The following is a 25,452-nucleotide window of genomic DNA, read 5'->3' on the forward strand; positions in this document are numbered from 1 at the left end:
CCGATGCAGAAGGGTCTCGCCGCTTCGCCGTCCTGGCCGCTGATGACCGAGGGCTATGTCGTCTACCAGGGCAAGAAGCTGCCGTTCTTCGTGGGTGACCGTGGCCCGGGTGACCCCTCCAGCCGTGGTGTGATGCTGGACCTGGACGCCAAGACGTTCGCCGAGCTGACCGGCGGCAAGTTCAACCCCGACACCCTGGGCGTGGACGGCGTCAAGGGCGAGGGCCACATCAAGATCCAGTATGTGGTGACCAAGTGGGGTCAGGGTGTGGGCAAGAAGGCCGCTCCGGTGGCGTTCGACACCGGCGCCTGGCGTCAGCAGGACACCGGCACCGTCCCCCTGTCGGTCAAGAAGTAACACCCGCACAGCGCGTACACGACGAAGGGCGTTCCCCGACCACGGGGAACGCCCTTCTCGCATGTCTCAGAGCACCGACGCCGACGGCCCGGTCGTCATCGTGACCCCCGCCACGGCGAACTCTCCCACGTCGGCGACCGCCGCCTGCCCCTTCTCGCTGGCCATCGCCGCGAGGAACGACTGCTCGTCGTCCCAGGTCAGCACCGCGACCAGGTGGTAGGCAGGCCGCTGCCCGCCCCCGGCCACCGGACGCTGGACGGTGTAGGTCCGCAGGCCGGGCAGCGCGGCCGCGAGCGGGACGTGGATCTCGTCGTAGTGCTTGTCGAAGGCCGCGACGTCCTCGGGGTGGTGGTAGAGCACGATGAGCTGGAATGCCATGGTCCGCCTCCGGATCGTGATGTCCTGCCACGAAATCACAGCCCGGGTTCCCTGATAACCCCGACGGAACGGGCAAATAGGAAGTAGGTCAGCTCGGCACGCGGGTGACGAGAATCCCGTCGTCGTCGCTGAACAGCTCGGCCCCCGGCGAGAACGTGACGCCGCCGAACGTGACCGGCACGTCCCGCTCGCCGGTGCCCGTCTTGCCGCTCTTGCGCGGGTTGGAGCCCAACGCCTTCACGCCGAGATCCAGCTCGCGCAGCGCGGTCACGTCCCGGACGGCGCCGTGGATCACCACGCCCGCCCAACCGGCCGCGACCGCCCCACCCGCGATCATGTCGCCCATCAGTGCGGCGTGCAGCGAGCCGCCGCCGTCCACCACCAGGACCCGTCCTTCGCCGGGCTCCGACAGGACCGCCTTGAGCAGGGCGTTGTCCTGGTGGCAGCGCACGGTGGCGATCGTGCCGTGGAAGGCGCGGCGCCCGCCGTACTGGCGGAGTTGCAGGTCGCAGGAGTCGAGCTCGTCGCCGCGCTCGTCGTACAGGTCCGCGGTGTTCATGGGGGCCTTTCCTGGCGGAGTGTCAGCGGTCGCGTTCATGCTGCCACGCCGGGCTCCCCGGAGGTCGGCAAGCCGGTCGGCCCGGCCGGGGTCGCGGCCCCGGCAGAAGGGCGAGGTCGCCGAGACCCACGTTCTGGCCGCCGGTTCCGCTATCGGTCGTGGCCCGCGCGGAGCCAGGAGGCGTAGTCGGCCACCCCGGTCTCGACGTCGTAGGCGGGCTCGAAGCCGGTGTCCTCGCGCAGCCGGGTGATGTCGAGGTAGGTGTCACGGCCGGTCCCGGCGGGGTCGCGGCCCTCGCGCAGCTCGACGTCCGCGCCGGGCGCGGCCCGCCGGATCGCCGCGGCGACCTCGCCGTTGGTGGTCATCCGCCCGGTGGCCACGTTGTACGTGCGATGGCGCAGCCGCTCGGCCGTCTGCAGCGACGCGATGGCCCGCGCGCAGTCCTTGACGTAGCACAGGTCGCCGCCGTCCCCGGCGTACGCGCCCCACGCGGGGCTCGTCAGGTCCGGCGCGGAACCCCGTACGGCGGCGTGCACGAGCTGCGGCAGCAGGAAGAACGGTGAGCGCGGGTGCCCGAGCGGCCCCCAGATCGCGCCGATGCGGAGGTTGACCACCTCCAGGCCGGTCGCCGCGGCCAGATGACCGGCCATCAGCTCGCCGATCTTCTTGAACGTCGGGATCGGATGGGAGGCCGCCATCGTCAGCGGCAGGTCCTCGCCCAGCGGACCGGGGGCCTCGACGCCGCCGTAGACGCCGATGGTGCTGGCCAGGCCGAGCCGGGACACCTGCCATTCGGTGGCGGCGTGGAAGACGTTGAGCAGGCTCGCGACGGACTTCTCGACCCCCTCGACCGGCTCGTGCGCGCCGGGCGGCCACGGGATCGAGCCCGCCAGGTGCACGATCCCGGTGATCTTGTGCCGGTCGCCCAGGGCGAGCAGCGAAGCGCGGTCGTCGAGGTCGGCCTGTTCGACGGCGAGCCGTCCCTCGGCCTCGCCGGCCAGCAGCGCGGGCACCTCGGGGGCCCGGCGCTGGACGAGCACGACGGATTCGCCGAGGTCGAGCAGCGCTCGCGCGGTGTGCGTCCCGATGAAGCCGAGCCCGCCCGTGATGAGGATCATACTGTTCCTTTCATCAGCATCACTGATCGTCAGTGCTGCCGATGATTAACGTAGTACGCGGACAGGGTGGCTGTCCAATGGGGCATCCCGGGGGCGGCGGATCTGGATTCATCCCGCTAAAGTTCATGATTCGGTACCGCTGCTGTCCCCAGGAGTCACCGCCTCATGCCGAACGCCGAGCCTTTACGTCCTGGAGACCCCACGTCCTTGGGAGCCCACCGGATCACCGGATGGCTGGCCTCCGGCGGGCAGGGGGTCGTCTACCTCGGCCAGGGGCCGGACGGGCGGCCCGTGGCCGTCAAGGTCCTGCACGGCATCGTGGCCGGTGAACGGTTCGCCGCCCTGACGGAGGCGGCCCGCCGGGTCGAGCCGCCGGGCGTCGCGCGAGTGCTCGACGCGGCCTGGGGGCGGTTGTCGTACATCGTGAGCGAGTACGTGGAGGGGCCGTCGCTGGCCGAGGTGGGCCGGCTCGGCGGCGGTCAGCTGCGGCACCTGGCGGTCGGCACCGCCACGGGGCTGGCCGCGGTGCACCGGGCGGGGCTCACGCACGGTGACCTCAAGCCGTCCAGCGTGCTGCTCGGCCGGGACGGCGCGCGTCTGGTCGGCTTCGGCACCGCCGGCACGGGGCCGGGCTCCGGTCGTGCCGGTGCGGGGACCGGGCCCGGACAGGGGGCCGACGGGGGCGCGGTGGCGTACATGGCGCCGGAGCAGCTGGACGGAGGCTCGGCGGGGGCGGCGGCGGACGTCTTCGCGTGGGCGTCGGTGATGGTGTTCGCGGCCACGGGCCGTCCGCCGTTCGGCGACGACGCGCCGCCCGCGGTCGCGGGGCGCATTCTTCGGGGGGAGCCGCAGCTCGGCGAGCTGCCGGACCCGTTGCGTGAGATCGTCCGCGCCTGCCTGGCCAAGGATCCTCAGGCGCGCCCGCCCATGACGACCGTCCTGCCCCTCCTCCTGGGCGAACCCCACCCGGCCACCGCCCCCGGCCCGCATCCGACCGGCCCGCATCCGACCGGCCCGCATCCGACCGGCCCGCATCCGACCGGCCCGCATCCGACCGGCCCGCATGCCGGTGGCACGTTCCCGGGTGGCGGGCAGGCCGGTGGCGGGCATCCGGCAGGGCTGCCGTCCGGCGGTCCCGTGGCTGGTGGCGCGGCGGCCGGCAGTGCGGCGGCTGGTGGTGCGGGGGGTGCTCCAGGGGCGGGGAAGGCCCTGGGGAGGCGGTCGCCGGTGCTGGTGCTCGGAGCCGGGGCGGTGGCCGTGTGCGTGGCGGCCGGGGTCGTGGTGTGGAACTCCGGCAAGCGCCAGGCGGACGCCGAGGTGCGTTCCGCCCAGGAAGCCGTGCGGACGTCCGCCACGGCGAGGCCGTCCAGGCACGGCACGGCCGCTCCGAGGCCCACGAGGACGCCGCAGCGCCGCGCGGCCCGCCCCCGTCCCACCCCCACCGGCTCTCCGGAACGCTCCACGCCGTCACCCACCCCCACCGGGACGGCGTCGTTCGCCCTGGCGTACGTCCGCGTCCAGGGCGCCTCGAAGATCAACTCCGCGGGGGTCACCTGCTACACCGGCGCGCTCAACTTCGCCGCCGGAGTGGACGCCACCCGCACCGGCGCCGCCTTCTCCTACCAGTGGCTCTACGACGGCAGGGTCGTCGAGCGCGGGACGTCCCGTCTGCCGGCGGGCAGCCGCGGCGACCACGTCAGCTCCAGGAGGCTCGTCACCCCGGCGGGCGGCAGGCACACCGTCGCCTACCGGATCCTGAGCCCGTCGCCCAGGACGAAGTCCGTCACGTTCACCATGTGCACGCCGTAGGCGGGCACGAGAAGGGCGGGCCCGCGCAGCAGACCCGCCCTGATGGCACGCACGGGCATCACAGCCCGTAGCTGACCACCCAATACCCGTTGTACCTTCCGCCGTAGCAGGACAGCCTGGTCGGGCTGTGCCAGCTGCCGACGACCGTGCCGCCGCCGATGCGGCAGCGCAGCGAGGTCACGTACTGGTGGTTCCAGCCCCACTCACGGTCGCCGTCGCGCCAGCGCTCGTCGTCCTCGTCGTGGCCGCTCTCCCGCCAGCGGTTGTCGCGGCGGTCGTCGTCGTTCCAGCGCTTGTCCTCGTGGCGGTCGTCGTCCTTGCAGCGGTCGTCATCGCGCCAGCGGTCGTCGTCCTCGTCGCGGTCGCCGTCCCAGGGGCGGTCGCTGTCCCACTGGTGCCGGTGGTCCTCGTCCTTGCAGCGGTCGTCGTCGTCACCGTCCCAGGGGCGGTTGTTGTCCCACTGCTGCCGGTGGTCGTCGTCCTTGCAGCGGTCGTCGTCCTTCCGGCGGTCGTCGTCGTCCCAGGGGCGGTTGTTGTCCCACTGCTGCCGGTGGTCGTCGTCCTTGCAGCGGTCGTCGTCGTCACCGTCCCAGGGGCGGTTGTTGTCCCACTGGTGCCGGTGGTCGTCGTCCTTGCAGTGGTCGTCGTCCTTCCGGCGGTCGTCGTCGTCGTCCCAGAGAAGGTCGCCGACCCAGGGGTGCCGGTGGTGGCCGTCCTTGTTGTGGTCGTCGTCCTTGCAGCGGTCGTCGTCGTGGTCGCCGAGGTAGGGCCCCCTGACGTCGTAGCCCGGAGCCGCGAAGAACGGCTCCGGACCCGGGTCGGCGACGGCCGGGACGGCGGTGACGAGCGGAATGGCGCCGATCGTGGCGCAAGAGGCAAGTGCTGCGATGAGTCGTCGCATCACACCGATCCAATCACTGTCGATGATCTAATCGCTACAGATAGTAACCGCAGGTCAGCGACTTGAAACGCGGCCCGAAGGGCTCCGTGTCACCCCTTCGGAAGCCCTTTGCGCGCCGAACGGCAGGCAACAGAATCCCTCAAGACCCCTTGACTCCACACGCAAACCGACGGACGATCCCGTTTGATTTAGTCGGATCATGTTGGGTTCTCATCCTCGGTGTTGAAGGAGTCCCATGCGTGCGATCCTTCGGTCAACCCTCGCCCTGGCCCTCACCGCGACCTGCCTGATCGCCGTCGCCGGCCTGGCGCCGCCCGCCTCCGCCCTGGACAACGGCCTCGCCAGAACGCCCCAAATGGGGTGGAATGACTGGAACAGCTTCGGCTGCTCGGTCAGCGACGCCCTCGTCAGGCAGACGGCCGACGCCATGGTCGCCTCCGGCATGGCCGCGGCCGGCTACGCGTACGTCAACATCGACGACTGCTGGTCCACCAGGACCCGCAGTACGGCCGGCGACCTCGTCCCCGACCCGCAGAAGTTCCCCGGCGGCATCAAGGCGGTCGCCGACTACGTCCACGGCAAGGGGCTCAAGCTCGGCATCTACTCCTCGGCCGGCACCACGACGTGCGCCGGCTACCCGGCCAGCCTCGGCAACGAGCGCAGGGACGCGGCCCTGTGGGCGTCCTGGGGCGTGGACTACCTCAAGTACGACAACTGCGGCGACCACCTCGGGCAGAGCGCGCAGCAGCGCTACACCGCCATGCGCGACGCGCTGGCCGCCACCGGCCGGCCGATCCTCTACAGCCTGTGCAACTGGGGCCAGGACAGCGTCTGGACCTGGGGCATGCCGGTCGGCAACTCCTGGCGCACCACGGGCGACATCCAGGCCAACTGGGGCTCGGTCATGGGCATCCTGGACAGCCAGGCCGGGCTGGAGGCGTACTCGGGGCCGGGCGGCTGGAACGACCCCGACATGCTGGAGGTCGGCAACGCCGGGCTCACCGCCACCGAGTCCCGGGCCCACTTCAGCCTGTGGGCGCTGCTGAACGCGCCGCTGGTCGCGGGCAACGACCTGCGTTCGATGAGCGCCGAGACCCGGACGATCCTCACCAACGGCGAGGTCATCGCCGTCGACCAGGACTGGGGCGGCCGGCAGGGGCACAAGATCGCCGACAACGGGAACCTGGAGGTCTGGCGCAAGCCCATGGCCGCGACCGGCACGGGCACCGGCTCGGTCGCCGTCGTGCTGCTCAACCGGGGGAGCGCGGCGGCCACCGTCTCCACCACCGCCTCCGCGCTGGGCCTCGGCGCCGCCTCCGGCTACGCCGTGCGCGACCTGTGGGCCCACACGACCGGCTCCTCGACGGGCACGATCAGCGCCTCCGTCCCCGCCCATGGAGCCGCCATGTACGTCGTCACCGGCGGCGGCACGCCCCCGGCGGCCACCGCGCTCAAGGGCGCCGGCTCCGGCAGGTGCCTGGACGTGCCCGGCGCGTCCCAGACCAGTGGCACCCAGGTCCAGATCTGGGACTGCAACGGCGGCCCCAACCAGCAGTGGACCCCGACCGCCGGTGGCGAGCTGCGCGTCTACGGCGGCAAGTGCCTCGACGTGTACGACCGCGGCACCGCCGACGGCACCCGCGTGATCATCTGGGACTGCAACGGCCAGACCAACCAGCAGTGGCGGCTCGGCGCCGACGGCACGGTCACGGCCGTCGGCGCGAACAAGTGCCTCGACGTGCCGGACAACGCCACCGCCAACGGGACCAGGCTCGTCATCTGGACCTGCAACGGCGGCGCCAACCAGCGCTGGACCCGAACCTGAGGCCCACCGCGGGACCATGCGGGCCCGCTCCGGCCCCGCTCGGGGCCAGGTCAGGCCACGCGAAGGACGATCTTCCCCTGGATGTGGCCCTGCTCGGCGCGCTCGTGCGCCTTCGGGGCCTCCTCCAGCGGGAAGACGCTGTCGACGCCGACGCGCAGCCGTCCGGCGTCGATCAGCTCGGCGAGCGCGGCCATCTGGGCCCCGTCGGAGTGCACCTGGCCGCCGCGGCGCACGATGCCGCGCCGCGCGACCTCCTCGTCGTGGTAGTCGCCGAAGAAGACCGGGCTGAGCGTGCCGCCGTCCTTGAGCACGGGCAGCAGGCGGTGGCCGTCGGGGCCGCCCACGGCGTCGATCAGGCAGTCCACGTCGCGTACCGCGTCCTGCGGGGCGACGCGGGTGTAGTCGACGAACTCGGCCACGCCCAGGTCCTTCAGGAACGCCTCGTGCCGGCCGGAGGCGACGCCGATGACGTGCGCGCCGAGATCCGCGGCGAGCTGGACGGCGAAGTGGCCGACACCGCCGGCCGCGCCGTTGACCAGGACCCGGCTGCCGGGCCGCAGGCCGATGATGTCGTGGACGTACTGGTAGGCGGTCAGCCCGGCCATCGGCACCGCGGCGGCGGCGACGTGGTCCACCGTGGCGGGCTTGCGGGCCAGGTGACCGGCCGGGGCGGTGGTGTACTCGGCGTACCCCCTGCCGCCCTCGTCGCCGACGCGGGGGAAGCGGACGAGGCCGTACACCTCGTCGCCCTCCCGCCAGTCGGTGACGCCGGGGCCGAGTGCCGCGACGACGCCCGACACGTCCGAGCCGGGGGTGAAGGGCAGCGGGATCTCCGGCCGCTTCGACGGCGGGATGTTGGCGAACCCCCTGCGGGCGTACCAGTCGGGCGGGTTGAGCGCGGCGGCGCGCACCTGGACCAGGACCTCGCCCGGCTTCGGCACGGGCACGGGGACCTCTTCGAGCCGCAGGACCTCGGGGCCGCCGACCTCGTGCACGCGGATGGCCTTCATCGTCGATTCTCCTCGGGGAGACGGGCGCCGCTATGATGCGGAGCAGTGTTCCGGATCATAACCGGAGCGCTGCTCCACTTGTCAATCGGCCGGAAGGTGGCGGATGACCGAAACACCCCGTAACCGGCGCGCGGACGCCCAGCGCAACCGGGAGCGCATCCTGGCCGTGGCCGCCGCCGTCATCGAGGAGCAGGGCACCGAGGCGTCCCTGCGCGACGTCGCCCGCCGCGCCGAGGTCGGGATGGGCACGCTCTACCGGCACTTCCCGACCAGGGAGGCGCTGCTGGAGGCGCTGCTGCGGCAGCGCTTCGACCGGCTCGCCGAGCGCGCCCAGGCGCTGGCCGGCGCCGCCGCGCCGCGCGAGGCGCTGGTGGAGTGGCTGCGCGCGTTCGTCGAGGGCGCGGGCGCCTACCGGGGGCTGGCCGCCTCGATGATGGCCACGATCAACGACGAGGGCTCGCCGCTGCACGCCTCCTGCCACGCGATGCGCCACGCGGGAGGACGGCTCCTGGAACGCGCCCAGGCCACGGGCGAGGTGCGCGCCGACGTGACGGGGCTCGACCTGTTCGCGCTGGCCAACGCGGTGAGCTGGATCGCCGAGCAGGCCCCCTCGCTGGCCGCGCGCGGCGACCACTTCTTCGGCCTGCTCATGGACGGCCTCCGCCCGCCGGGCGACCTCACCGGCCGAGCGGCACCAGCCTGAGGTCGAACTCCACCTCCTCGTACGGCCCGTCCATGTCCCACCCCCCGGTGCGCGGCACCGGCCGCCGCACCAGCTCCTCCTTGACCGCGTACGCCGCGTCGGAGCCCAGGTAGGGGTCGCCGGCCAGGAACACGTGCGTGGTCAGCGGCCGGTGGCCGGGCGCGATGACCTGGTAGTGCAGGTGGGCCGGGCGCATCGGGTGCCGCCCGACCGCGCGCAGCAGCCGGCCGGCGGTGCCGTCGACGGGCACCGCGTAGCTGCTCGGGCGGACCGTGCGGAACCAGTAGCGGCCCTCGGCGTCCGCGGTGAACAGGCCGCGCAGGTTGCCGGGCTCCTGGGCGGCGTCCTGGCTGTCGTACAGGCCGTTGTCGGCGGCCTGCCACAGGTCCACGGTCGCGCCGGGCAGCGGGACGCCGTCGCAGGACAGCACCCGGCCGTGCACGACCATGGGCGTCCCGCGCCCGCGCTCGGGGCCGCCGCTGATCCACGCGCCGGGCTCGCGGGCGGGGGCGGGGGAGTGGAAGGGGCCCTCGACCGAGGAGGGCGTCATGTTCTCCGGGCCGGCGTGGTTGACCTCGTCCACGGCGGAGGTCAGGCCGAGCATGTCCGACAGCAGCACGAACTCGTCGCGCTCCGGCGTGCACCACGTGCCGGTCTCGGCGAGGAAGGCCAGCCCGGCCCGCCATTCGGCCTCGGTGGGGCGCACCTCGTCCACGAACGCGTGCAGGTGGGCGACCAGCGCGGAGACGATCTCGTTGACCCGCGGGTCGGGGCCGTGGACCTGGTCGAGCACCTGCCGCACGAGCTTGTCTGTCATGGCGACCGTCCTTGACGGGGACCGTGGGGGTTCATTATCCGCACACGTCCGGGCCCCCGGGAAGACTCAGGCCAGGACGCGGACCACGCCCGCGAACACGCGGGGCAGCCGGCGCGCCGCGGGCACCACCAGCCGGGCCGTGCCGGGTCGCCGGGCCGCCTGGACCAGCGCCGCCGTCAGCAGCCGGTGCGTGCGCGACAGCCGCAGCCACGCGCCGTCGTAGTCCTGCGGACGATCCGCCGCCAGGCACGCGACCAGCAGCTCCGCCGATCGCACGGCCAGCGAGACGCCCTCGCCGGTGAGCGCGTCCACGTAACCGGCCGCGTCGCCGACCAGCAGGACACGCCCGGCGCGGCGGGCGCGCACGCCCTGGCGCAGCGGGCCCGCGCCGCGCACCGGGGTGACGGCCGGGCCGTCCAGGCGGCGGGCCAGGCCGGGGAAGCCGCGCAGGTGCTCGTCGAAGCCGCGCCGCGCCGAGCTGAGGACCGCGACGCCGACCAGGTCGTCGCCGACCGGCGTGACGTACGCCTCCCCGGCGCCCGACCAGTGGACCTCGACGAAGTCGCTCCACGGCTCGATCCGGTAGTGCCTGCGCAGCCCGTACCGGCGGGGGCCGCGGGCCGGCTGGTCGAGGCCGAGCGAGCGGCGCAGCGGCGAGTGCAGGCCGTCGGCGGCCACCAGCCAGCGGGCCCGCAGCCCGATCGCGCGCACGCCGTCCCTGTCCTGCTCGGCGCGGGTGATCCGGCCGGTGACCGTCTTGACGCCCAGCTCGGCGGCCCGCTGCCAGAGCGCGCCGTGCAGGCTCGTACGCCGCACGCCCAGCCCCGGCCCGGCGGCGAACGCCGCCCGCGCCTCCCGCCGCCCGTCGAGGTAGTGGATGCCGCGGAAGCCGCGTCCCTCGACCGGCACGCCCATCGCCGTCAGCGCGGCCACCCCGCCCGGCATGACGCCCTCGCCGCACGCCTTGTCCACCGGCGCGGCGCGCGGCTCGACGACGACCGCCTCCATCCCGGCCAGCGCCGCGTGGATGGCCGTGGCCAGCCCCGCCGGGCCGCCGCCCGCGACCAGCACGTCGATCACCGGCTCACCCCCCGGCCGCGACGGCGAGCGCGGCGTTCTCGCACCGGATGCGCACCACCATCAGCGCGGCGTTGAGCAGCGTGAACGCCAGCGCCGTCAGCCACGCCGTGTGCACCAGCGGCAGCGCCAGCCCCTCGGCCGCCACCGCCACGTAGTTGGGGTGCCGCAACCACGCCAGCCGGTACGGCCCCCGCCGCACCAGCGGCAACCCCGGCACCACGATCACCTGCGTGTTCCAGCGCGGCCCGAGCGACGTGATGCACCACCACCGCAGCCCCTGGGCCGCCACGACCGCCGCGAGCATCGGCCAGCCGAGCGCGGGCACGAACGGCCGCCCGGCCAGGGCCACCTCCAGCGGCGCGCACACCAGCAGCCCGGTGTGCAGCGCCACCATCCACGGATAGTGCCCTCGGCCGGTCACCACGCCGCCGCGCGCCATGCTCCAGGCGGCGTTGCGCCTGGCGACGACCAGCTCGGCCAGGCGTTCCAGGCCGACGAGCACGATGAGCGCCAGATACCAGGTCACAGGTCAACCGCCGGAGAAGTAGAGGGAACGGGCTAGAAACGCAGCAGGACGAGCTCGGAGCAGAAACCGGGGCCCATCGCGATGACCAGCCCCCAGGACCCCGGTGCGGGCGGCTCGCCGGCCAGGGTCTCGCCGAGCACGTGCAGGACCGAGGACGACGACAGGTTGCCGTTGGCCGCCAGCGAGCGCCACGTCACGTCGAGCGCGCCCGCGGGCAGCTCCAGCACCTCCGACACCGCCTCCAGCACCTTGGGCCCGCCCGGATGGCACACCCACGCCGTCACGTCCGCGGCGGTGAGCCCGTGCTCGGCCAGGAACCCGTGCACGTCGTCGGCCAGGTGACGGCGCACCACGGCGGGGACGCTGGCGTCCAGCATCACCCGGAACCCGGTGTCGCCCACCTGCCAGCCCATGACGTGCTCGGACCCGGGATACAGGTGGCTGCGGGTGGCGACGACCTCGGGCCCGGCCGTGCCGCGCTCGGCGCCGCAGGCGACCACGGCCGCCGCGCCGTCGCCGAACAGCGCACTGGCGACCAGGTTCGCGGGCGAGGAGTCGCCGCGCTGCACGGTCAGCGAGCACAGCTCCACCGACAGCAGCACGGCCACGTGGTCCGGCCAGCCGCGCAGGTAGTCGTGCAGCCTGGCGATGCCCGCCGCGCCCGCCACGCAGCCCAGGCCGAAGACCGGCACCCGCTTGACGTCGGGCCGCAGCCCGAGCCCGGCGGCCAGCCGGGCGTCCACGGACGGCGCGGCGATGCCGGTCACCGACGTGAACATGATCAGGTCCACGTCGGTCGGCTCCAGCTCGGCGGCGTCCAGGGCGGCCTTCACGCTCTCCAGCCCCAGCTCGACCGCGACGGAGACGAACGCGTCGTTGGCGGCGCCGAAGCCGTTCAGCTTCTCGTACCGGTCGATGGGGAGGGCGAGGTTGCGGTGCTCCACGCGGGCGCTGCGGTGCAGGCGGTCGAGGAGGCGGCGGTCGGCGCCGTCGGGCAGGCACAGGCGGGCGGCCATGTCGGTGAGCTCGGACTGTGGGTACCGGTGAGGAGGGAACGCGCAACGGACTGCGGAGATTCGGGTCATGCAGTGCTCCCTCGGCAGGTCGCCCACAACACTCACTCCCCGCACGCTTCCCGCAAGGATGGTCATTTAAGCCAAACGCGGCGCGCGGGAATTCTCGCCGCGCGTCCTGCGGTCTACGATCACCGTGTGACCGACCCGGATCCCGCGGCCGCCGCCGTGGCGCGCGGCGGGCCGGCCCGTACGGCCGCCGCGCTGGCGCTGGCCTGCCATCCGGGCCCGACCGTGGCCGTGACCGCCCTGGTCACCGCGCTGGCCGTGGCGGCGGGCCGGGACGCGGGCGGCTGCGTCCTGGTGGCCGCCGCCGTGCTGGCGGGGCAGTTGTCGGTCGGCTGGTGCAACGACGCGCTCGACGCCGGACGGGACGCCGCCGCCGGGCGCGCGGGCAAACCGGCCGCCGACGGCACGGTGAGCGTGACCGCCGTCCGGGTGGCCGCGCTGGCGGCGCTGGTTCTGTGCGTGCCGCTCTCGCTCGCCTCCGGCCGTACGGCGGGACTGCTGCACCTGGCGGGCGTGCTGGGCGCCTGGGCGTACGACTTCGGCCTGAAGGCCACGGTCCTGTCGTGGGCGCCGTACGCGGCCGGGTTCGGGGTGCTGCCGGCGTTCGTGACGCTCGGACTGCCCGGGGAGCCGTGGCCGGCCTGGTGGGCGGTCGTGGCGGCGGCGCTGCTCGGCGTGGGCGCGCACCTGGCCAACGTGCTGCCCGACATCGAGGATGACCTCGCGACCGGCGTGCGCGGGTGGCCTCAGCGGCTGGGGGCGGCGCGCGTACGGGTGCTGGTGCCGCTGCCGCTGCTGGCCGCCACCTGCCTGCTCGTCCTCGGCCCTCCCGGCGGTCCCGGCGTGGCGGGGTGGCTCGCCATGGGGGCCGCCGTCCTGCTCGCCGTCGGGGGGACGCTGCTCGCGGGCCGGTCCGCGCGGGCGCCGTTCGTCACCGCCGTGGCCGTGGCCGCCGTGGACGTGCTCCTGCTGCTCGCCAACGGCGCCGCCCTCACCGCCTGACGCCGTCCCGACGCCCCCGGGGCAGGCCCGTCGCGCCGCGCAGCCAGCGCAGCCCGACCGCCAGGGCCAGCGGCGCGGGCACCGTCCCCGCCCCGAGGCCGACCTCCACCAGCAGGTCGAACACCTCCTTGCGGTGCGCGGCGGTGCCGATGGCCGCGTCGATGAACCCCGGCGACTGCGCCAGCCGGGCCAGCACGTCGGTCGTGCGCAGGTGCCGCCCGAGCGCGCCGCGCAGCTTGGCCCGGTACCGGGCCAGCGGGTCGTCCGGCGCCTCGACCGCCGCCTCGGCCGCCAGGCGCCCCGACAGCAGCGCGTAGTAGATGCCCTCGCCGGTGAGCGGGTTGATCAGCCCCGCCGCGTCCCCGGCGAGCAGCACCCGCCCGGCGCCCGGCGCGGGCCGCCCGGTCGACAGGGGCAGGTGGTGGGCGCGCAGGTCGCGCGCGGGCCGGTCGGGCAGCAGCTCGGCCAGCCTGCCGTGCAGCACCTGGCGGCCCGGCGCCCCCGCCGTCCGCAGCCGGGGCAGCAGCATGCCGAACCCGACGTTGGCGGTGCCGTCGCCGATCGGGAACGACCACGCGTAGGCCGGCCAGCCCGCCCGCTGCATGGCGATGAGCTGCACGTCGTCGGACTCGGGCACGTCGGCGTAGCCGCGCACGGCCAGGGCGGTGTGCCGCTCGGCCGCCGCGGGCATCCCGATCAGCCGGCGCACCGCCGAGTAGGCCCCGTCGGCCGCCACCACCGTACGGGCCCGCAGCCGCCCGTCCAGGACGACCCAGGACCCGTCGCGGGCCAGTTCCCTGACGCGGTGGCGGCGCACCTCGACGCCCCGGGCCCCGGCCGCCTCCACCAGCCGCGCGTCGAACACCCGGCGCGGCACCACGTGGTTGGGCCGGGCCGCCTCGGCCGAGACCCGCAGCCCGCCCGGCGAGACCACGGTCAGCCGGGGCGTGGGCCGGTAGTCGTCGATGAGATCGGGCAGCCCCAGCCGGGCCAGCTCGTCGCGCCCGTGCGCGGCGATGCCGTCGCCGCACGGCTTGTCGCGGGGGAAGCCGGCCCGGTCGAGCAGCACCACGCGCAGGTCCGGCCGCAGCTGGACGGCCCGCAGCGCCGCCGCCGAGCCCGCCGGTCCCGCGCCCACGACGGCCAGGTCCCACTCCTCACCCATGCGAGGTCTTGTCCCACCCCGCGCGCGGCGGGAAACCCGTTCCCGCCGGGTCAGGCCCGCGACAGCGCGCGGGCGGCGTGGACGAGGGGCACGTGGCTGAACGCCTGCGGGAAGTTGCCCACCAGGCGTCCGTAGCGCGGGTCGTACTCCTCGGCCAGCAGCCCGACGTCGTTGCGCAGCTCCAGCAGGCGTTCGAACAGCTTCTCCGCCTCCTCCTTGCGGCCCTGCATCGCCATGACCTCCACCAGCCAGAAGCTGCACGCCAGGAACGCGCCCTCGCCGCCGGGCAGGCCGTCGACGTCGTTGTCGGCGGCCAGCGGATAGCGCAGGACGAACCCGTCGGACATCAGCTCCTTCTCGATCGCCGCCACCGTGCCCGCCACGCGGGGGTCGTCGGGCGGCAGGAAGCCCACCACGGGGATCATCAGCAGCGCCGCGTCCAGCTCCGACGACCCGTACGACTGGGTGAAGGTGTTGCGGTGGGGGTCGAAGCCCTTGTCGCAGATCTCGGCGTGGATCTCGTCGCGCAGCGCGCACCACTTCTCCACCGGGCCGGTGCGGCCGAAGCCGTCGACGTACTTGACGGCCCGGTCGAGGGCGACCCAGCACATCACCTTGGAGTGCACGAAGTGCCGGCGCGGGCCGCGCACCTCCCACAGGCCCTCGTCGGGCTCGTCCCAGTGCTCCTCCACGTAGTCGAGCAGCTGGCGCTGGATCGACCAGGCGCGCTCGTCGGCGGCCAGGCCGCGGGTGCGGGAGACGTAGAGGCAGTTCATCACCTCGCCGTAGACGTCGAGCTGGAGCTGCTGGACGGCCTCGTTGCCGATGCGGACCGGGCGGGAGCCCTCGTAGCCGTCGAGCCAGTCGAGGCGAAGCTCGGGCAGGCGGCGCTCGCCGGCGACGCCGTACATGATCTGCAGGTCCTGGGGGCGGCCGGCGATGGTGCGCAGCAGCCAGGAACGCCAGTCGGCGGCCTCGTCGAGGTAGCCGGAGCTGATCAGCGCGTCGAGCGTCATCGTGGCGTCGCGCAGCCAGCAGAACCGGTAGTCCCAGTTGCGCACGCCGCCGATGTCCTCGGGCAGGGACGTGGTGGGCGCGGCCACGATGCCGCCGGTCGGCGCGTACGTCAGCCCCTTCAGCGTGATCAGCGACCGCGTCACCGCCTCCCGGTAGGGGCCCTGGTAGGCGCACCGGCTCACCCACTCGGTCCACATGGCCTCGGTCTCGGCGAGCTGCTCCTCGGCGTCGATGCGCGGCGGCATCGACTCGTGGGAGGGATGCCAGGTGAACACGAACGGCAGCCGCTCGCCCGCGTTGACGGTGAACGTCGCCCGGTGGGCGTAGTCGCCGCCCTTGAGCGGCACGGGGGAGTGCAGCCACACCGAGTCGGGGCCGCCGACGGCCTGGAGGTGGCCGTTCGTCCGGCGCACCCACGGCACGATGCGCCCGTAGTCGAAGCGCACGCGCAGCTGGGTGGAGACCTCGACGCTGCCCGAGACGCCCTCGACGATGCGCACGACGTCGGGGTTCCGGTCGCGCGGCGGCATGAAGTCGATCACCCGGACCGTGCCGGTCGGGGTGTCCCACTCGGTCTCCAGGATGAGCGTGTCGGGCCGGTAGCGGCGGCGGGTGGCCGGCCGCCGGGCCGACGGCCCCAGCCACCAGTGGCCGTTGCGCTCGCTGCCGAGCAGGGCCGCGAAGCACGAGGGGGAGTCGAACCTGGGCAGGCAGAGCCAGTCGATGGAACCGTCCCTGGCCACCAGTGCGGCCGACTGCATGTCTCCGATCAGCGCGTAGTCCTCAATCCGCATGCCGAAGACGCTACTCGCGCGCGGGTGATCCCGCGCCGGGTCCGGTCCTGTCGCGTCAGGACGGGCCCGCCGCGGGGTCACGACAGGGGGAACCAGCGGGTGAACAGCTGGGTCAGCGGACCGATGGCCAGGGCGAAGACGAGCGTGCCGACGCCGACGCTGCCGCCCAGCAGCCAGCCCACGGCCAGCACGGTGAGCTCGATGAGGAAGCGGGCCAGCCGCACGGACAGGCCGAGCCGCATCAGTCCGGTCATGACGCCGTCGCGCGGCCCCGGGCCCATGCCGGCCCCGATGTAGAGCACGGTGGCCAGCGCGATCGCGACCACGCCGAGCGCCACGTACAGCGCCTGGACGGCCAGGTGGGACGGCGTGGGCAGCAGCAGGATCGCCGCGTCGGCGAACAGGCCGAGGAACACCACGTTGCTGACCGTGCCGAGCCCGGGCCGCTGGCGCAGCGGGATCCACAGCAGCATGACCAGGGCGCCCACGCCGATGATGACCGTGCCGATGGACACGTCCAGCCTGAGGGCCAGGCCCTGGTGGAAGACGTCCCAGGGATCGTTGCCGAGGCCGGACTCCACCTGGAGGCCGATGCCGGCGCCGTACAGGGCCAGGCCGCCGTAGAGGCGCAGGAGCCGGGCGGGGAGGGAACTCAGGCGGGGGACGGTTGCTTCGCTCATGATGGCCTCATAGTGGCAGGCCAATGGTTGCCAAAACAGGGCCAATCATGGAAAGTGGCCTTATGAGGCATTTGTCGGCAGCGCAGGTGGCCCGGCTGGTCGACGTCGATCCGGCCGCCCGCCCGTACTACCGCGCCTTGGCCGACGGCGTGCGCGCGCTCATCATGGACGGCCAGATCCCCGTACGCGTCCGCATGCCCGCCGAACGCCACCTGGCCGAGACCCTCGGCGTCAGCCGCACGACCGTCACCTCCGCCTACGACCTGCTGCGCGAGCGCGGCTACCTGGACAGCAGGCAGGGCTCGGGAAGCTGGACCACCCTGCCCGACCCGGCCACCACCCGTGAGAACCCCTGGCTCAGCACCGGCGACGACGGCCTGATCCAGCTCCACTGCGCCGCCCCGTCGGCGCCGTCCACGCTGCGCGAGGCCATGGCCGAGGCCCTGGACGACCTGCCCAGGTACGGCATGGGCAACGGCTACGACCCCATGGGCCTGCCGCTCCTGCGCGAGCGCATCGCCGCCCGCTACACCGAGCGCGGCCTGGCCACCCGGCCCGACCAGATCGTCGTCACCACCGGCTCCCAGCACGCCATCTCGCTCGTGGCCGGCCTGCTGATCGGCCCCGGCGACCCCGTCCTGGTCGAGTCCCCGACCTACCCGCACGCCATCGACGTGGCCCGCCAGTACGGCGCGCGGATCGTGCCCTTCGGCATCTCGCACGAGGGCTGGCAGCCCGACCTCATGGCCGCCGCGATGCGGCAGTCGGCCGTCCGCCTGGCCTACCTCATGCCCGACTTCCACAACCCCACCGGCGCCCTCATGGACGACGCCACCCGCGCCGCCGTCGCCGGGGCGGCCCGGCGCAACGACGTCATCCTGCTGGTGGACGAGACCTGGAGCGAACTGGCCCTGGACGAGGTGCCGCACACCTCGCCGATGGCCGCCTTCGACACCGACAGCCGCGTGATCAGCATCGGGTCGGCGTCCAAGCTGTGGTGGGGCGGCCTGCGCATCGGCTGGATCCGCACCACGGCCGCCCTGGCCCGCCGGCTGGCCCGGCACCGCGCGGCCGTCGACATCTCCAGCCCGGTGATGGAGCAACTGGTCACCGCCCGCCTGTTCGAACGGCTGGCGCAGACCCGCGCCGAACGCCGCCGCGGCCTGCGCGCCTCACGCGAGGCGCTCGTCGGCGCGCTGGCCCGGCACCTGCCGGACTGGACGTACACGTCGCCGCGCGGCGGCGGCACGCTGTGGGTGCGCCTCAACGGCGACACCTCCAGCACGCTCGCCGACGCCGCCGCCTCCCACGGCGTGCGCCTGGCCCCGGGCTCCTGGTTCGGCCTGGAAGGCACCCTGGAGGGCTACCTGCGCCTGCCGTTCACCCTGCCGCCCGAGACCGTCGCCGATGCCGTCGCCCGCATCGCCCGCGCCCGCGCCGAAGGCCCCACGAGCGCCCGCCGCCACCCCGACTCGCTCGTGCCGATGGTGTAAGTGCTGCGTGAGGGGTTAGGAGTGCTCCTCGGCGCCCTTGGCCAAGGGCGCCCGCCAGTTGCGGCGCATCGCGGTGATGCGCAGGCCGAAGGCCAGCAGCGCGGCGGCCAGCGTGGCCGGCCAGCCGTGCATCCCCGCCGACGACAGGCCCGCCATCACGGCCGAGCCCAGCAGGGCGGGCACCGCGTAGAGCTGGCGGTCGTACAGCAGCGTGGGGATCTCGCCGGCCAGCACGTCGCGGATCACGCCGCCGCCGACGGCCGTCGTGACGCCGAGGATGGCCGCGTGCAGGGGGCTGAGGCCGTACTCCAGGGCCTTCTCGGTGCCGACGGCCGCGAACAGGCCGAGACCGGCCGCGTCGAGCACGAGGATGACGGGCATCACGCGGGCCACGTGCGGATGCCAGAAGAAGACGATCACCGTGGCGGCCACCGGCACCAGCACGTAACCCAGGCTCTGGAAGGCGGCCGGACGCACGTTGAGAATGAGGTCGCGGACCAGTCCGCCGCCGAGCGCGGTCATCTCGGCCAGGACGCCCATCCCGACCACGTCGAGCCGCTTGCGCACACCCATGAGCGCACCGGTCAAGGCGAAGACAAAAATACCGACAAGGTCGAGAATTTCAGACACGTTGGATGTTTTTACCGGATCGGCGGCATGGCCGCCGCATGGTAGTGCTCGGCCATGAGCACCCGCAGCTTCCGCGTGAACAGGAACAGCGCCACCCCGGCCGCGATCGCCATGATCGCCAGGACCAGGTAGTACATCGGATCGGACAGGTAGCGGCTGAGCCGCCCGGTCTGCCCGCCCACCGCGTCGCCCACCGACACCGCGATGAACCAGATCCCGAGCATCTGCCCCTTGAACGCCTCGGGCGCCAGCTTCGTCGTCACCGACAGCCCGACCGGGCTCAGCGACAGCTCGCCGAACACCTGGATCAGGTAGACCAGCACCAGCCACCACACCGACACCCGCCCGCCGGTCGCCAGCGAGGCGGCCAGCGCCATCACCACGAAGCTCAGCCCCACCATGACCAGCGCGAACGCGAACTTCTGCGGCGTGCTCACGCGCACCCCGAGCTTCACCCACAACGCCGCGAACACCGGCACGAAGATCATGATGAACAGCGGGTTGAACGACTGCGTCGTGGCCGCCTGGATCGGCACCCCGAACAGCTCCAGCCGGGTGTGGTCGGCGGCGAAGAACAGCAGCTTGCTCGGCGCCAGGTCGTAGATCATCCAGAAGATCGCCGCCGCGACGAACAGCCAGATGTAGGCCTTCATCCGGCCGCGTTCCTCGTCGGTGAGGTTGTGGCTGCCCATCAGGATGTAGGCGAAGTAGACGATCGGCACGATCAGGATGGCGATCGTGATCGCCAGCGCCAGACGGTCGATCGTGAGCGTGCCGGTGGCCGCCCACACGCCGAGCGCGACGGCCGTCGCGGCCGCGCCCACCCCGGCCAGCCGGCCGAAGCGGCGGCGCTCGGGCGGCGTCAGCCGGACGCCGGGACGCTCGCCGATGCCGCGCAGGTTGCGGCCGCCCCAGACGTACTGGAGGAGGCCGAGGGCCATGCCGACCGCGGCGGCGCCGAAGCCCAGGTGCCAGCGGTCGCCGTCGGCCAGCCAGCCGACGACGAGCGGCGCGAAGAAGGCGCCCAGGTTGATGCCCAGGTAGAACAGGGAGAAGCCGGCGTCTCTGCGGCCGTCCTCGTCCTCGCCGTACAGGCGGCCGACCATGACCGAGATGTTCGGCTTGAGCAGGCCGGTGCCGCTGATGATGAGCAGCAGCCCGAGCCAGACGAAGAACGACGTCGTCACCGGGATCGCCATGCTGATGTGGCCCAGCATGATGACGAACCCGCCCCAGAACACCGACCGGCGCGCCCCGAGGATGCGGTCGGCGATCCAGCCGCCGGGCAGCGCCACCAGGTAGATCAGCGCGCCGTAGACGCCGACCACCGCCTGCGCGGTCTCCTGGGACATGCCCAGGCCCCGGTGGGCCGGCGAGGCCGCCATGAACGTGGCCAGGATCGCCCGCAGGCCGTACCAGCTGAAGCGCTCCCACATCTCGGTGGAGAACAGTGTCGCCAGCCCCCACGGATGCCCGAAGAAGGTCCTTCCGCCCTTGCTCATGCGCGCCCCCCCAAGACACGTACGGCACCTGATCGATCACTCTACGTGAACGAGCCGGCCGTTTCGCGGCTGGGTCTTGCCGCTGCCCAGAGGGTGTGGTGCGATGCATGCCACCTGTGCAAGTGATTACTGACTGGAGGCGGGTGCCATGGCCGAAGTCCTCGACGTACGGGCCTCGATCGAGCGGGAGATCGCCGGTCGCACGGTCTGCGAACAGCTCAGGCAGGTGGCCGCCCAGCACCCTGACGCGCCCGCGTACTCCGACCCCGACGGGGACGGCTGGTCCACCTTGACCTACGGGCAGGCCCGGCGGCGCATCCTGGAGATCGCGGCCGCCTTCGCCGCCCTCGGCCTGGAACGCGGCGAGGCCGTCGCGATCATGATGGTCAACCGCAGCGAGCACGTGCTCGCCGACCTCGGCGCCGTGCACGCGGGCGGCGTCGGCTGCACGGTCTACTCGACGTTCGCGCCCGACCAGATCGCGTTCGTGGCCGGCGACGTGGGCGCCCGCTTCGCCGTCCTGGGTGGCCCGGCCGAGCTGGCCCGCTGGCAGCCCGTGCTCGACCGGCTCGACGGCCTGCGCCGGATCATCATGCTCGACGGCGCCCCCGCCGGCGATGAGCGTTTCCTGTCCTGGGCCGACTTCCTCGACCTGGGCCGCGCCCGCCTGGCCGAGGACGAGGACGCCGTCGAGGCCCGCGCCCGCGAGGTGACCGAAGGCGACGTCGTCACCGTCCTGTACACCTCGGGCACCACCGGCATGCCCAAGGGCGTGCCGCTCACCCACACCAACGTCTTCTACGAGGTCGCCGCCACCGACCGCATCACCACGCTGCCGACGCACGGCACCCAGATCTCCTACCTCACCTACGCCCACATCGCCGAGCGCATCCTCAGCCTCTACCTCCCGCTGGTCAAGATGTCGCACGTGCACTTCTGCACCGACCTGGCGGGCCTGGGCGCCACGCTCGGCCAGGTCAGGCCGATGATGTTCTTCGGGGTGCCGCGCGTGTGGGAGAAGATGATGGCCCGGCTGCTCGCCGTGCTCGCCACCCAGCCGGAGGAGCAGCAGGCCGCCGTACGCCAGGCCATGGCCGCCGGCGCCGCCTACGTCGAGGCCGGCCAGTACGGCGGCACGATCACCCCCGAGATCCAGGCCGCCTACGACCAGGCGGACGCGTCCCTGCTGTCGGTCGTCCGCGGCATGATCGGCTTCGACCGCGCCGAATGGACCGCCACCGGCGCCGCCCCCCTGCCCGCCGAGGTCCAGCACTTCTACGCCGGCCTCGGGCTCAAGGTCATCGACGTCTACGGCATGACCGAGACCACCGGCGCCTTCACCGGCAACAGCCCCTCCTGCTACCGCCTGGGCACCGTCGGCAGGGCCGAGCCCGGCGTCGAGGTCCGCATCGCCGAGGACGGCGAGATCCTCACCCGCAGCCCGCTCAACACCGGCGCCTACCTCAACCGCCCCGAGGCCACCGCCGAGCTGATCGACGCCGACGGCTGGCTGCACACCGGCGACATCGGCACGGTCGACGACGACGGCTTCTACCGCGTCGTCGACCGCAAGAAGGAACTCATCATCACCGCGGGCGGCGAGAACGTCTCACCCGCCGAGATCGAGAACCACCTCAAGGAGCACCTGCTCATCGGCCAGGCGCTCGCCTACGGCGACAACCGCCCGCACCCGGTGGCCGTGCTGACCCTCGACGGCGAGACCGCGCCCGGCTGGGCGAACTCCCGCGGCATCGGCTTCGCCTCACTGGCCGAGCTGGCCGAGCATCCCGACGTCCTGAAGGAGGTCTCGGCCGCCGTCGAGGCCGCCAACGCCAAGCTGGCCAGGGTGCAGCAGGTCAAACGGTGGGCCCTGCTCGGCACCGAGTGGACGGCCGAGACCGAGGAGCTCACCCCGAGCCTGAAGCTGAAGCGCCGCGTCATCCACGCCAAGTACGCCGACGTCATCGAGTCCCTCTACGGCGAGGCGCGCTGACCCCTCGCCCCGGTGGCTTTGCCATAAGGGGTGTGTGTCGCGGTCCTGGTCATGACCGGGCGCTTCCTAGCGTCTCGCTCATGACCAGAAGCCTCCTTCTCGTCTCGCTCGCGGCGGGATCGCTCACGGCGCCCGTGCCCGCGTATCCCGCCGCGACCGAGCTCGCCATCCGCGCCATCACCGTACGGCCCGCGGAACCGGTCGTGGGCGCCCACGACTCCGTGAGCCTGGTGATCGACGTGATCGCCCGGGGCGCGCGCGGCAAGAACGGCGTCACCGTCAAGGTCGAGCCCGGCGTGCCTCCCGGCCCGCTGCTGTCGGCCAAGCCTCCCCAGCCGGACCCGTCCGGCCTCCCGCCCGCCTCGGAACCCGCCCTCCCGGCGCCCTCCACGCCCTATGGGCCCGACACGCCTTCGGAGCCCCCCGCCTCCCCTGACGCCAGGCCGGGAATCGTGCCCGAGGACGCGCCCTCCGGCGGCCCGGCCGGGGCGCCGCTGGCCCAGATGCCCCTGGCGCTCGTCGCCGATCCCAGGCTCGACCTGCAGAAGGCCCCGGTCACGAACGCGTTGCCGCCCAGGCTGGTCTGGCGGCAGGGGGAGGTCCCTCCGGCCCGGATGGCGGGCGACTGGCAGACCTGGCGCTTCCTGCCGGACAAGAAACTGAACCGCTTCTACCCGACCGGCACCTGGACGATCAGCGCCACCGCCCGCGACGCGGACGGCGCCACCGTCACCGAATACGCCTCCTTCGAGCTCAGAAGGGCGACCAGGCTGTCGTCCGTCCGGGTGGAGAGGTCGCCGAAGGCCGCCGGCGGCGTACGGCTGCGCGGCTCGCTGACCCGGATCGACCCGCGCGGCTTCACCGACTTCGGGCCGTACGCCAAGCAGCGGCTGCGGCTCCAGTGGCGCGGGGAGGGCTCGCCCGCCTGGGAGGACGCGGGGGAGACGACGACCGACGCGGCCGGGGCGTTCGTGCAGACCGTCCCGTCCAGGAGGGGCGGCGTGTGGCGGATCCACTTCCCCGGAAACTCCCACTACGCCGCATACACCACAAAACCCCGACAAATCGCCAGTTAAGGCGATAAAACACGCACAAAAAGCCGCCAGGGTATTTGTCGTTATCTGATTGTGATCTGTCGTTTCGCAACTTTTCTTTACCCTTACGCGTCATTAGGCGTTGACGTGCTTCGTCCCTGAGGCGCGTCCAGACGGGGAAGGATTTGTTTTGATGATGCGACGTCTAGCCGCCGGACTGGCCGCGGCCGCCGTGGGCGCCACCCTGGTGGCCACCGCCGCCGCGCCCGCCCTGGCGGACACGGACCCCGATCCCGACTTCGCCGGCGGGCGCACGAGCCTCCAGCTCGACGTCAGCCCGGACCCGGTTCGGCGCGGCAAGGCCATCGACATCGAGGGCAAGCTGTCCGTGTCCTGCGACGAGGACTACATCAGCGGTTTCGTCTCGGTCCACCACGCCGACTACTGCAAGGACAGCGAGCGCTGGCACCGTCTGGCGTCGAAGCGGGTCACGATCCTCTTCCAGGCCGACGGCAGCAGCGGATGGGACTACGTCGAGTCGGTGCGGACCAGCCGCGACGGCTACTTCCACACCAGCGAGCGGGCCTACACCTCGGGCACCTGGCGTGCCGTCTTCGAGGGTTCCCGATACCTGGCCCCCTCCGAGGGCAAGGACTGGGTGAAGGTCTACGGCGGCCGCCGCCACTAGCAGCACCCGGCGGAAGCCCGGCCGCGTGCGGCCGGGCTTCCGGCATGTCCGGCCCCGGACGTCTCAGTAACCGACGACGTCTCAGTAACCGACGGCGACCTGGACCCGGTGGTGCCGCGGCTGCTCGATCTCGTCCACCACCGCCGCGGCCAGATCGGCGTAGGAGAACGCGGGACCGCCCTCCTCGGCGGCCATGACCTGCTCCCCGCCGAACCGGTGACGCCCGCTGCGCTCCGCCAGGTCGTCGAGCACCACCGGCGGCGGCGCGATCACCACCCAGTCCAGCGCCCCGCCCTCCGCGCGCAGCACCTCCAGCTCGGCGGCGTGCCCGAGCGAGAACGTCCGGGCGTCCTCGGGGAAGCCCGGCGTGTCCACCAGTCGCGTCCCCGGCGCGACCTCCAGCAGGGTGCCGATGCCCAGCGCCACCAGCCGGGGCACGCCCGCCTTCGCCAGCCCGGCGGTCAGCGCCCGTGCCGCCGCCGTGTAGAACTCCGCCGACGGCACGTCCATCCGGGCGCCCGCCTGCACCGCCACGTCGTGCCCCGCCGAGACCGCCGCCACGCTCCCCGGGTCGGTCACGTCACCCGCGACCACACGGACGCCGTCGCCGGAGGGCCCCGCGTACCGGGCCGGGTCGCGCACCACGGCCGTCACCTCGTGCCCCCGCTCCAGGGCCCGGGCGACCACCCGCGCGCCGGCCCGCCCGCCACCGCCGAAAACCACGATCCTGCTCATCGTCCAGCGCTCCGTTCAGCGGCCGGCACACCCGGCCGCGCCCGGCAGACGGTAGACGCCCGGTGGTCCCTTCCCGCAACGATAGTGACCCTCCGCCGCCTACCATGGACGCCATGGCCGAACCCCTTGACCCCGACATGTTCGCCGAATGCGTCCACGTCCCCCCCTTCCGGGTCGGCGACAAGTGGACCGCCAAGATCATCCACTGCCTGGAGCAGGGCCCGAGGCGCTTCACCGAGCTCCAGGTCCCGCTGCGCGGCATCACCCCGAAGGTCCTCACCGAGTCCCTGCGCGCGATGGAACGCGACGGCCTGCTCACCCGCACGCCCTACGCCGAGATCCCGCCCCGCGTCGAGTACGCGCTCACCCCCCTCGGCCGCAGCCTGCTGGCCCCCATGGCGGCCTGCTGCGAGTGGTCGAGGACACACCTGTCGGAGCTCATCGACGCCCGCGAGTCCTGGTACGCCGACCACGCCCTGCCCACCTCCTGACGATCCGCCGCGACCCGGCGGAATCGATCACGAGCGCGGCGCGTTGCCGCGAGGGCGAGGCGG

Annotated in this window: 24 protein-coding genes and 1 pseudogene; 10 read left to right on the top strand and 15 right to left on the bottom strand. The window is 73.2% G+C overall.

Going from position 1 to position 25,452, the window contains the following annotated elements; all coding sequences use genetic code 11:
* Positions 1 to 357, top strand: a pseudogene (locus ACIA8R_RS51955) (hypothetical protein); the annotation flags it as partial.
* A gap of 66 nt (positions 358 to 423) precedes the next feature.
* Here ACIA8R_RS51955 and ACIA8R_RS51960 read toward each other — a convergent pair.
* The 3 genes from ACIA8R_RS51960 to ACIA8R_RS51970 all read right to left on the bottom strand — a co-directional run bounded on the left by ACIA8R_RS51960 (position 424) and on the right by ACIA8R_RS51970 (position 2,412).
* Positions 424 to 735, bottom strand: a complete 312-nt coding sequence (locus ACIA8R_RS51960) for an EthD family reductase (protein ID WP_397045551.1) — start codon at positions 733 to 735, stop codon at positions 424 to 426.
* An 88-nt stretch (positions 736 to 823) separates the two neighbouring features.
* The gene (gene rraA, locus ACIA8R_RS51965) at positions 824 to 1,294 is read right to left on the bottom strand and encodes a ribonuclease E activity regulator RraA (protein WP_364103901.1); all 471 of its coding nucleotides are present in this window, start codon (positions 1,292 to 1,294) and stop codon (positions 824 to 826) included.
* A 149-nt stretch (positions 1,295 to 1,443) separates the two neighbouring features.
* Complete coding sequence (locus tag ACIA8R_RS51970) at positions 1,444 to 2,412, bottom strand: NAD-dependent epimerase/dehydratase family protein (protein WP_397045553.1); 969 nt, start codon at positions 2,410 to 2,412, stop codon at positions 1,444 to 1,446.
* Positions 2,413 to 2,577: 165 nt separating this feature from the next.
* Between ACIA8R_RS51970 and ACIA8R_RS51975 the strand changes: the two genes are divergently transcribed.
* Positions 2,578 to 4,221, top strand: coding sequence for a serine/threonine-protein kinase (locus ACIA8R_RS51975; protein ID WP_397045555.1), 1,644 nt, complete (start codon positions 2,578 to 2,580; stop codon positions 4,219 to 4,221).
* A gap of 58 nt (positions 4,222 to 4,279) precedes the next feature.
* Here ACIA8R_RS51975 and ACIA8R_RS51980 read toward each other — a convergent pair whose 3' ends face one another.
* Positions 4,280 to 5,122: a hypothetical protein gene (locus ACIA8R_RS51980; RefSeq protein WP_397045557.1), complete on the bottom strand. Its 843-nt coding sequence runs from the start codon at positions 5,120 to 5,122 to the stop codon at positions 4,280 to 4,282.
* Between the two features lie 235 nt (positions 5,123 to 5,357).
* Between ACIA8R_RS51980 and ACIA8R_RS51985 the strand changes: the two genes are divergently transcribed.
* On the top strand, positions 5,358 to 6,947 hold the full coding sequence (locus ACIA8R_RS51985; RefSeq protein WP_397045559.1) for a lectin: 1,590 nt from the start codon (positions 5,358 to 5,360) through the stop codon (positions 6,945 to 6,947).
* A 50-nt stretch (positions 6,948 to 6,997) separates the two neighbouring features.
* On the opposite strand, the gene ACIA8R_RS51990 is transcribed toward ACIA8R_RS51985, so the two are convergent.
* Positions 6,998 to 7,957: an NADP-dependent oxidoreductase gene (locus ACIA8R_RS51990; RefSeq protein ID WP_397045561.1), complete on the bottom strand. Its 960-nt coding sequence runs from the start codon at positions 7,955 to 7,957 to the stop codon at positions 6,998 to 7,000.
* A 103-nt stretch (positions 7,958 to 8,060) separates the two neighbouring features.
* Between ACIA8R_RS51990 and ACIA8R_RS51995 the strand changes: the two genes are divergently transcribed.
* The gene (locus ACIA8R_RS51995; RefSeq protein WP_397045563.1) at positions 8,061 to 8,660 is read left to right on the top strand and encodes a TetR/AcrR family transcriptional regulator; all 600 of its coding nucleotides are present in this window, start codon (positions 8,061 to 8,063) and stop codon (positions 8,658 to 8,660) included.
* Here the strand turns inward: ACIA8R_RS51995 and ACIA8R_RS52000 are convergent.
* The 4 genes from ACIA8R_RS52000 to ACIA8R_RS52015 form a co-directional block, all read right to left on the bottom strand.
* Positions 8,635 to 9,477 (bottom strand): dioxygenase, encoded by an 843-nt coding sequence (locus ACIA8R_RS52000; RefSeq protein ID WP_364103883.1) that lies wholly within the window; start codon positions 9,475 to 9,477, stop codon positions 8,635 to 8,637. The two genes, ACIA8R_RS51995 and ACIA8R_RS52000, sit on opposite strands and share 26 nt — an antisense overlap.
* A 66-nt stretch (positions 9,478 to 9,543) precedes the next feature.
* On the bottom strand, positions 9,544 to 10,557 hold the full coding sequence (locus ACIA8R_RS52005; protein WP_364103880.1) for an NAD(P)/FAD-dependent oxidoreductase: 1,014 nt from the start codon (positions 10,555 to 10,557) through the stop codon (positions 9,544 to 9,546).
* Between the two features lie 4 nt (positions 10,558 to 10,561).
* Positions 10,562 to 11,083 (bottom strand): isoprenylcysteine carboxyl methyltransferase family protein, encoded by a 522-nt coding sequence (locus ACIA8R_RS52010; RefSeq protein ID WP_397045565.1) that lies wholly within the window; start codon positions 11,081 to 11,083, stop codon positions 10,562 to 10,564.
* A gap of 32 nt (positions 11,084 to 11,115) precedes the next feature.
* On the bottom strand, positions 11,116 to 12,168 hold the full coding sequence (locus ACIA8R_RS52015) for a type III polyketide synthase (protein ID WP_397045567.1): 1,053 nt from the start codon (positions 12,166 to 12,168) through the stop codon (positions 11,116 to 11,118).
* Positions 12,169 to 12,294: 126 nt separating this feature from the next.
* Here ACIA8R_RS52015 and ACIA8R_RS52020 point away from each other — a divergent pair, with 126 nt between their 5' ends.
* Positions 12,295 to 13,167: a UbiA family prenyltransferase gene (locus ACIA8R_RS52020; protein WP_397045569.1), complete on the top strand. Its 873-nt coding sequence runs from the start codon at positions 12,295 to 12,297 to the stop codon at positions 13,165 to 13,167.
* Here ACIA8R_RS52020 and ACIA8R_RS52025 read toward each other — a convergent pair.
* From ACIA8R_RS52025 to ACIA8R_RS52035, 3 genes are all read right to left on the bottom strand, one after another.
* A complete protein-coding gene (locus ACIA8R_RS52025; protein WP_397045571.1) occupies positions 13,157 to 14,332 on the bottom strand; it encodes an NAD(P)/FAD-dependent oxidoreductase in 1,176 nt (391 codons plus the stop codon). The genes ACIA8R_RS52020 and ACIA8R_RS52025 overlap by 11 nt on opposite strands.
* Before the next feature lie 50 nt (positions 14,333 to 14,382).
* On the bottom strand, positions 14,383 to 16,143 hold the full coding sequence (locus ACIA8R_RS52030; RefSeq protein WP_397045573.1) for a glycoside hydrolase family 15 protein: 1,761 nt from the start codon (positions 16,141 to 16,143) through the stop codon (positions 14,383 to 14,385).
* 77 nt (positions 16,144 to 16,220) lie between these two features.
* Entirely contained in the window at positions 16,221 to 16,823 is a 603-nt protein-coding gene (locus ACIA8R_RS52035) for a hypothetical protein (protein WP_357710559.1), read from the bottom strand.
* Positions 16,824 to 16,885: 62 nt separating this feature from the next.
* Between ACIA8R_RS52035 and ACIA8R_RS52040 the strand changes: the two genes are divergently transcribed.
* Positions 16,886 to 18,316: a PLP-dependent aminotransferase family protein gene (locus tag ACIA8R_RS52040; protein WP_397045575.1), complete on the top strand. Its 1,431-nt coding sequence runs from the start codon at positions 16,886 to 16,888 to the stop codon at positions 18,314 to 18,316.
* Between the two features lie 15 nt (positions 18,317 to 18,331).
* On the opposite strand, the gene ACIA8R_RS52045 is transcribed toward ACIA8R_RS52040, so the two are convergent.
* Together ACIA8R_RS52045 and ACIA8R_RS52050 are read right to left on the bottom strand one after the other, a co-directional pair.
* Complete coding sequence (locus tag ACIA8R_RS52045) at positions 18,332 to 18,946, bottom strand: trimeric intracellular cation channel family protein (protein WP_357710563.1); 615 nt, start codon at positions 18,944 to 18,946, stop codon at positions 18,332 to 18,334.
* Positions 18,947 to 18,957: 11 nt separating this feature from the next.
* Positions 18,958 to 20,448 (bottom strand): peptide MFS transporter, encoded by a 1,491-nt coding sequence (locus tag ACIA8R_RS52050; protein WP_397045578.1) that lies wholly within the window; start codon positions 20,446 to 20,448, stop codon positions 18,958 to 18,960.
* 148 nt (positions 20,449 to 20,596) lie between these two features.
* On the opposite strand from ACIA8R_RS52050, the gene ACIA8R_RS52055 reads away from it, so the two are divergent.
* The 3 genes from ACIA8R_RS52055 to ACIA8R_RS52065 all read left to right on the top strand — a co-directional run bounded on the left by ACIA8R_RS52055 (position 20,597) and on the right by ACIA8R_RS52065 (position 24,163).
* Positions 20,597 to 22,441, top strand: a complete 1,845-nt coding sequence (locus ACIA8R_RS52055) for an AMP-dependent synthetase/ligase (RefSeq protein ID WP_397045580.1) — start codon at positions 20,597 to 20,599, stop codon at positions 22,439 to 22,441.
* An 80-nt stretch (positions 22,442 to 22,521) separates the two neighbouring features.
* Positions 22,522 to 23,517 (top strand): hypothetical protein, encoded by a 996-nt coding sequence (locus ACIA8R_RS52060; RefSeq protein ID WP_397045582.1) that lies wholly within the window; start codon positions 22,522 to 22,524, stop codon positions 23,515 to 23,517.
* Positions 23,518 to 23,668: 151 nt separating this feature from the next.
* On the top strand, positions 23,669 to 24,163 hold the full coding sequence (locus ACIA8R_RS52065; RefSeq protein ID WP_397045584.1) for a hypothetical protein: 495 nt from the start codon (positions 23,669 to 23,671) through the stop codon (positions 24,161 to 24,163).
* Between the two features lie 81 nt (positions 24,164 to 24,244).
* On the opposite strand, the gene ACIA8R_RS52070 is transcribed toward ACIA8R_RS52065, so the two are convergent.
* Positions 24,245 to 24,898 carry an NAD(P)-dependent oxidoreductase gene (locus ACIA8R_RS52070; protein WP_397045586.1) on the bottom strand — a complete coding sequence of 218 codons (654 nt, stop codon included), beginning with the start codon at positions 24,896 to 24,898 and terminating at the stop codon, positions 24,245 to 24,247.
* 113 nt (positions 24,899 to 25,011) lie between these two features.
* Here ACIA8R_RS52070 and ACIA8R_RS52075 point away from each other — a divergent pair, with 113 nt between their 5' ends.
* Positions 25,012 to 25,389, top strand: coding sequence for a helix-turn-helix domain-containing protein (locus tag ACIA8R_RS52075; protein ID WP_357710781.1), 378 nt, complete (start codon positions 25,012 to 25,014; stop codon positions 25,387 to 25,389).
* The last annotated feature ends 63 nt before the right edge of the window (positions 25,390 to 25,452 follow it).

Source organism: Nonomuraea sp. NPDC051191 (assembly GCF_044455665.1).
In the GTDB taxonomy this organism is placed as follows: Bacteria; Actinomycetota; Actinomycetes; order Streptosporangiales; family Streptosporangiaceae; genus Nonomuraea.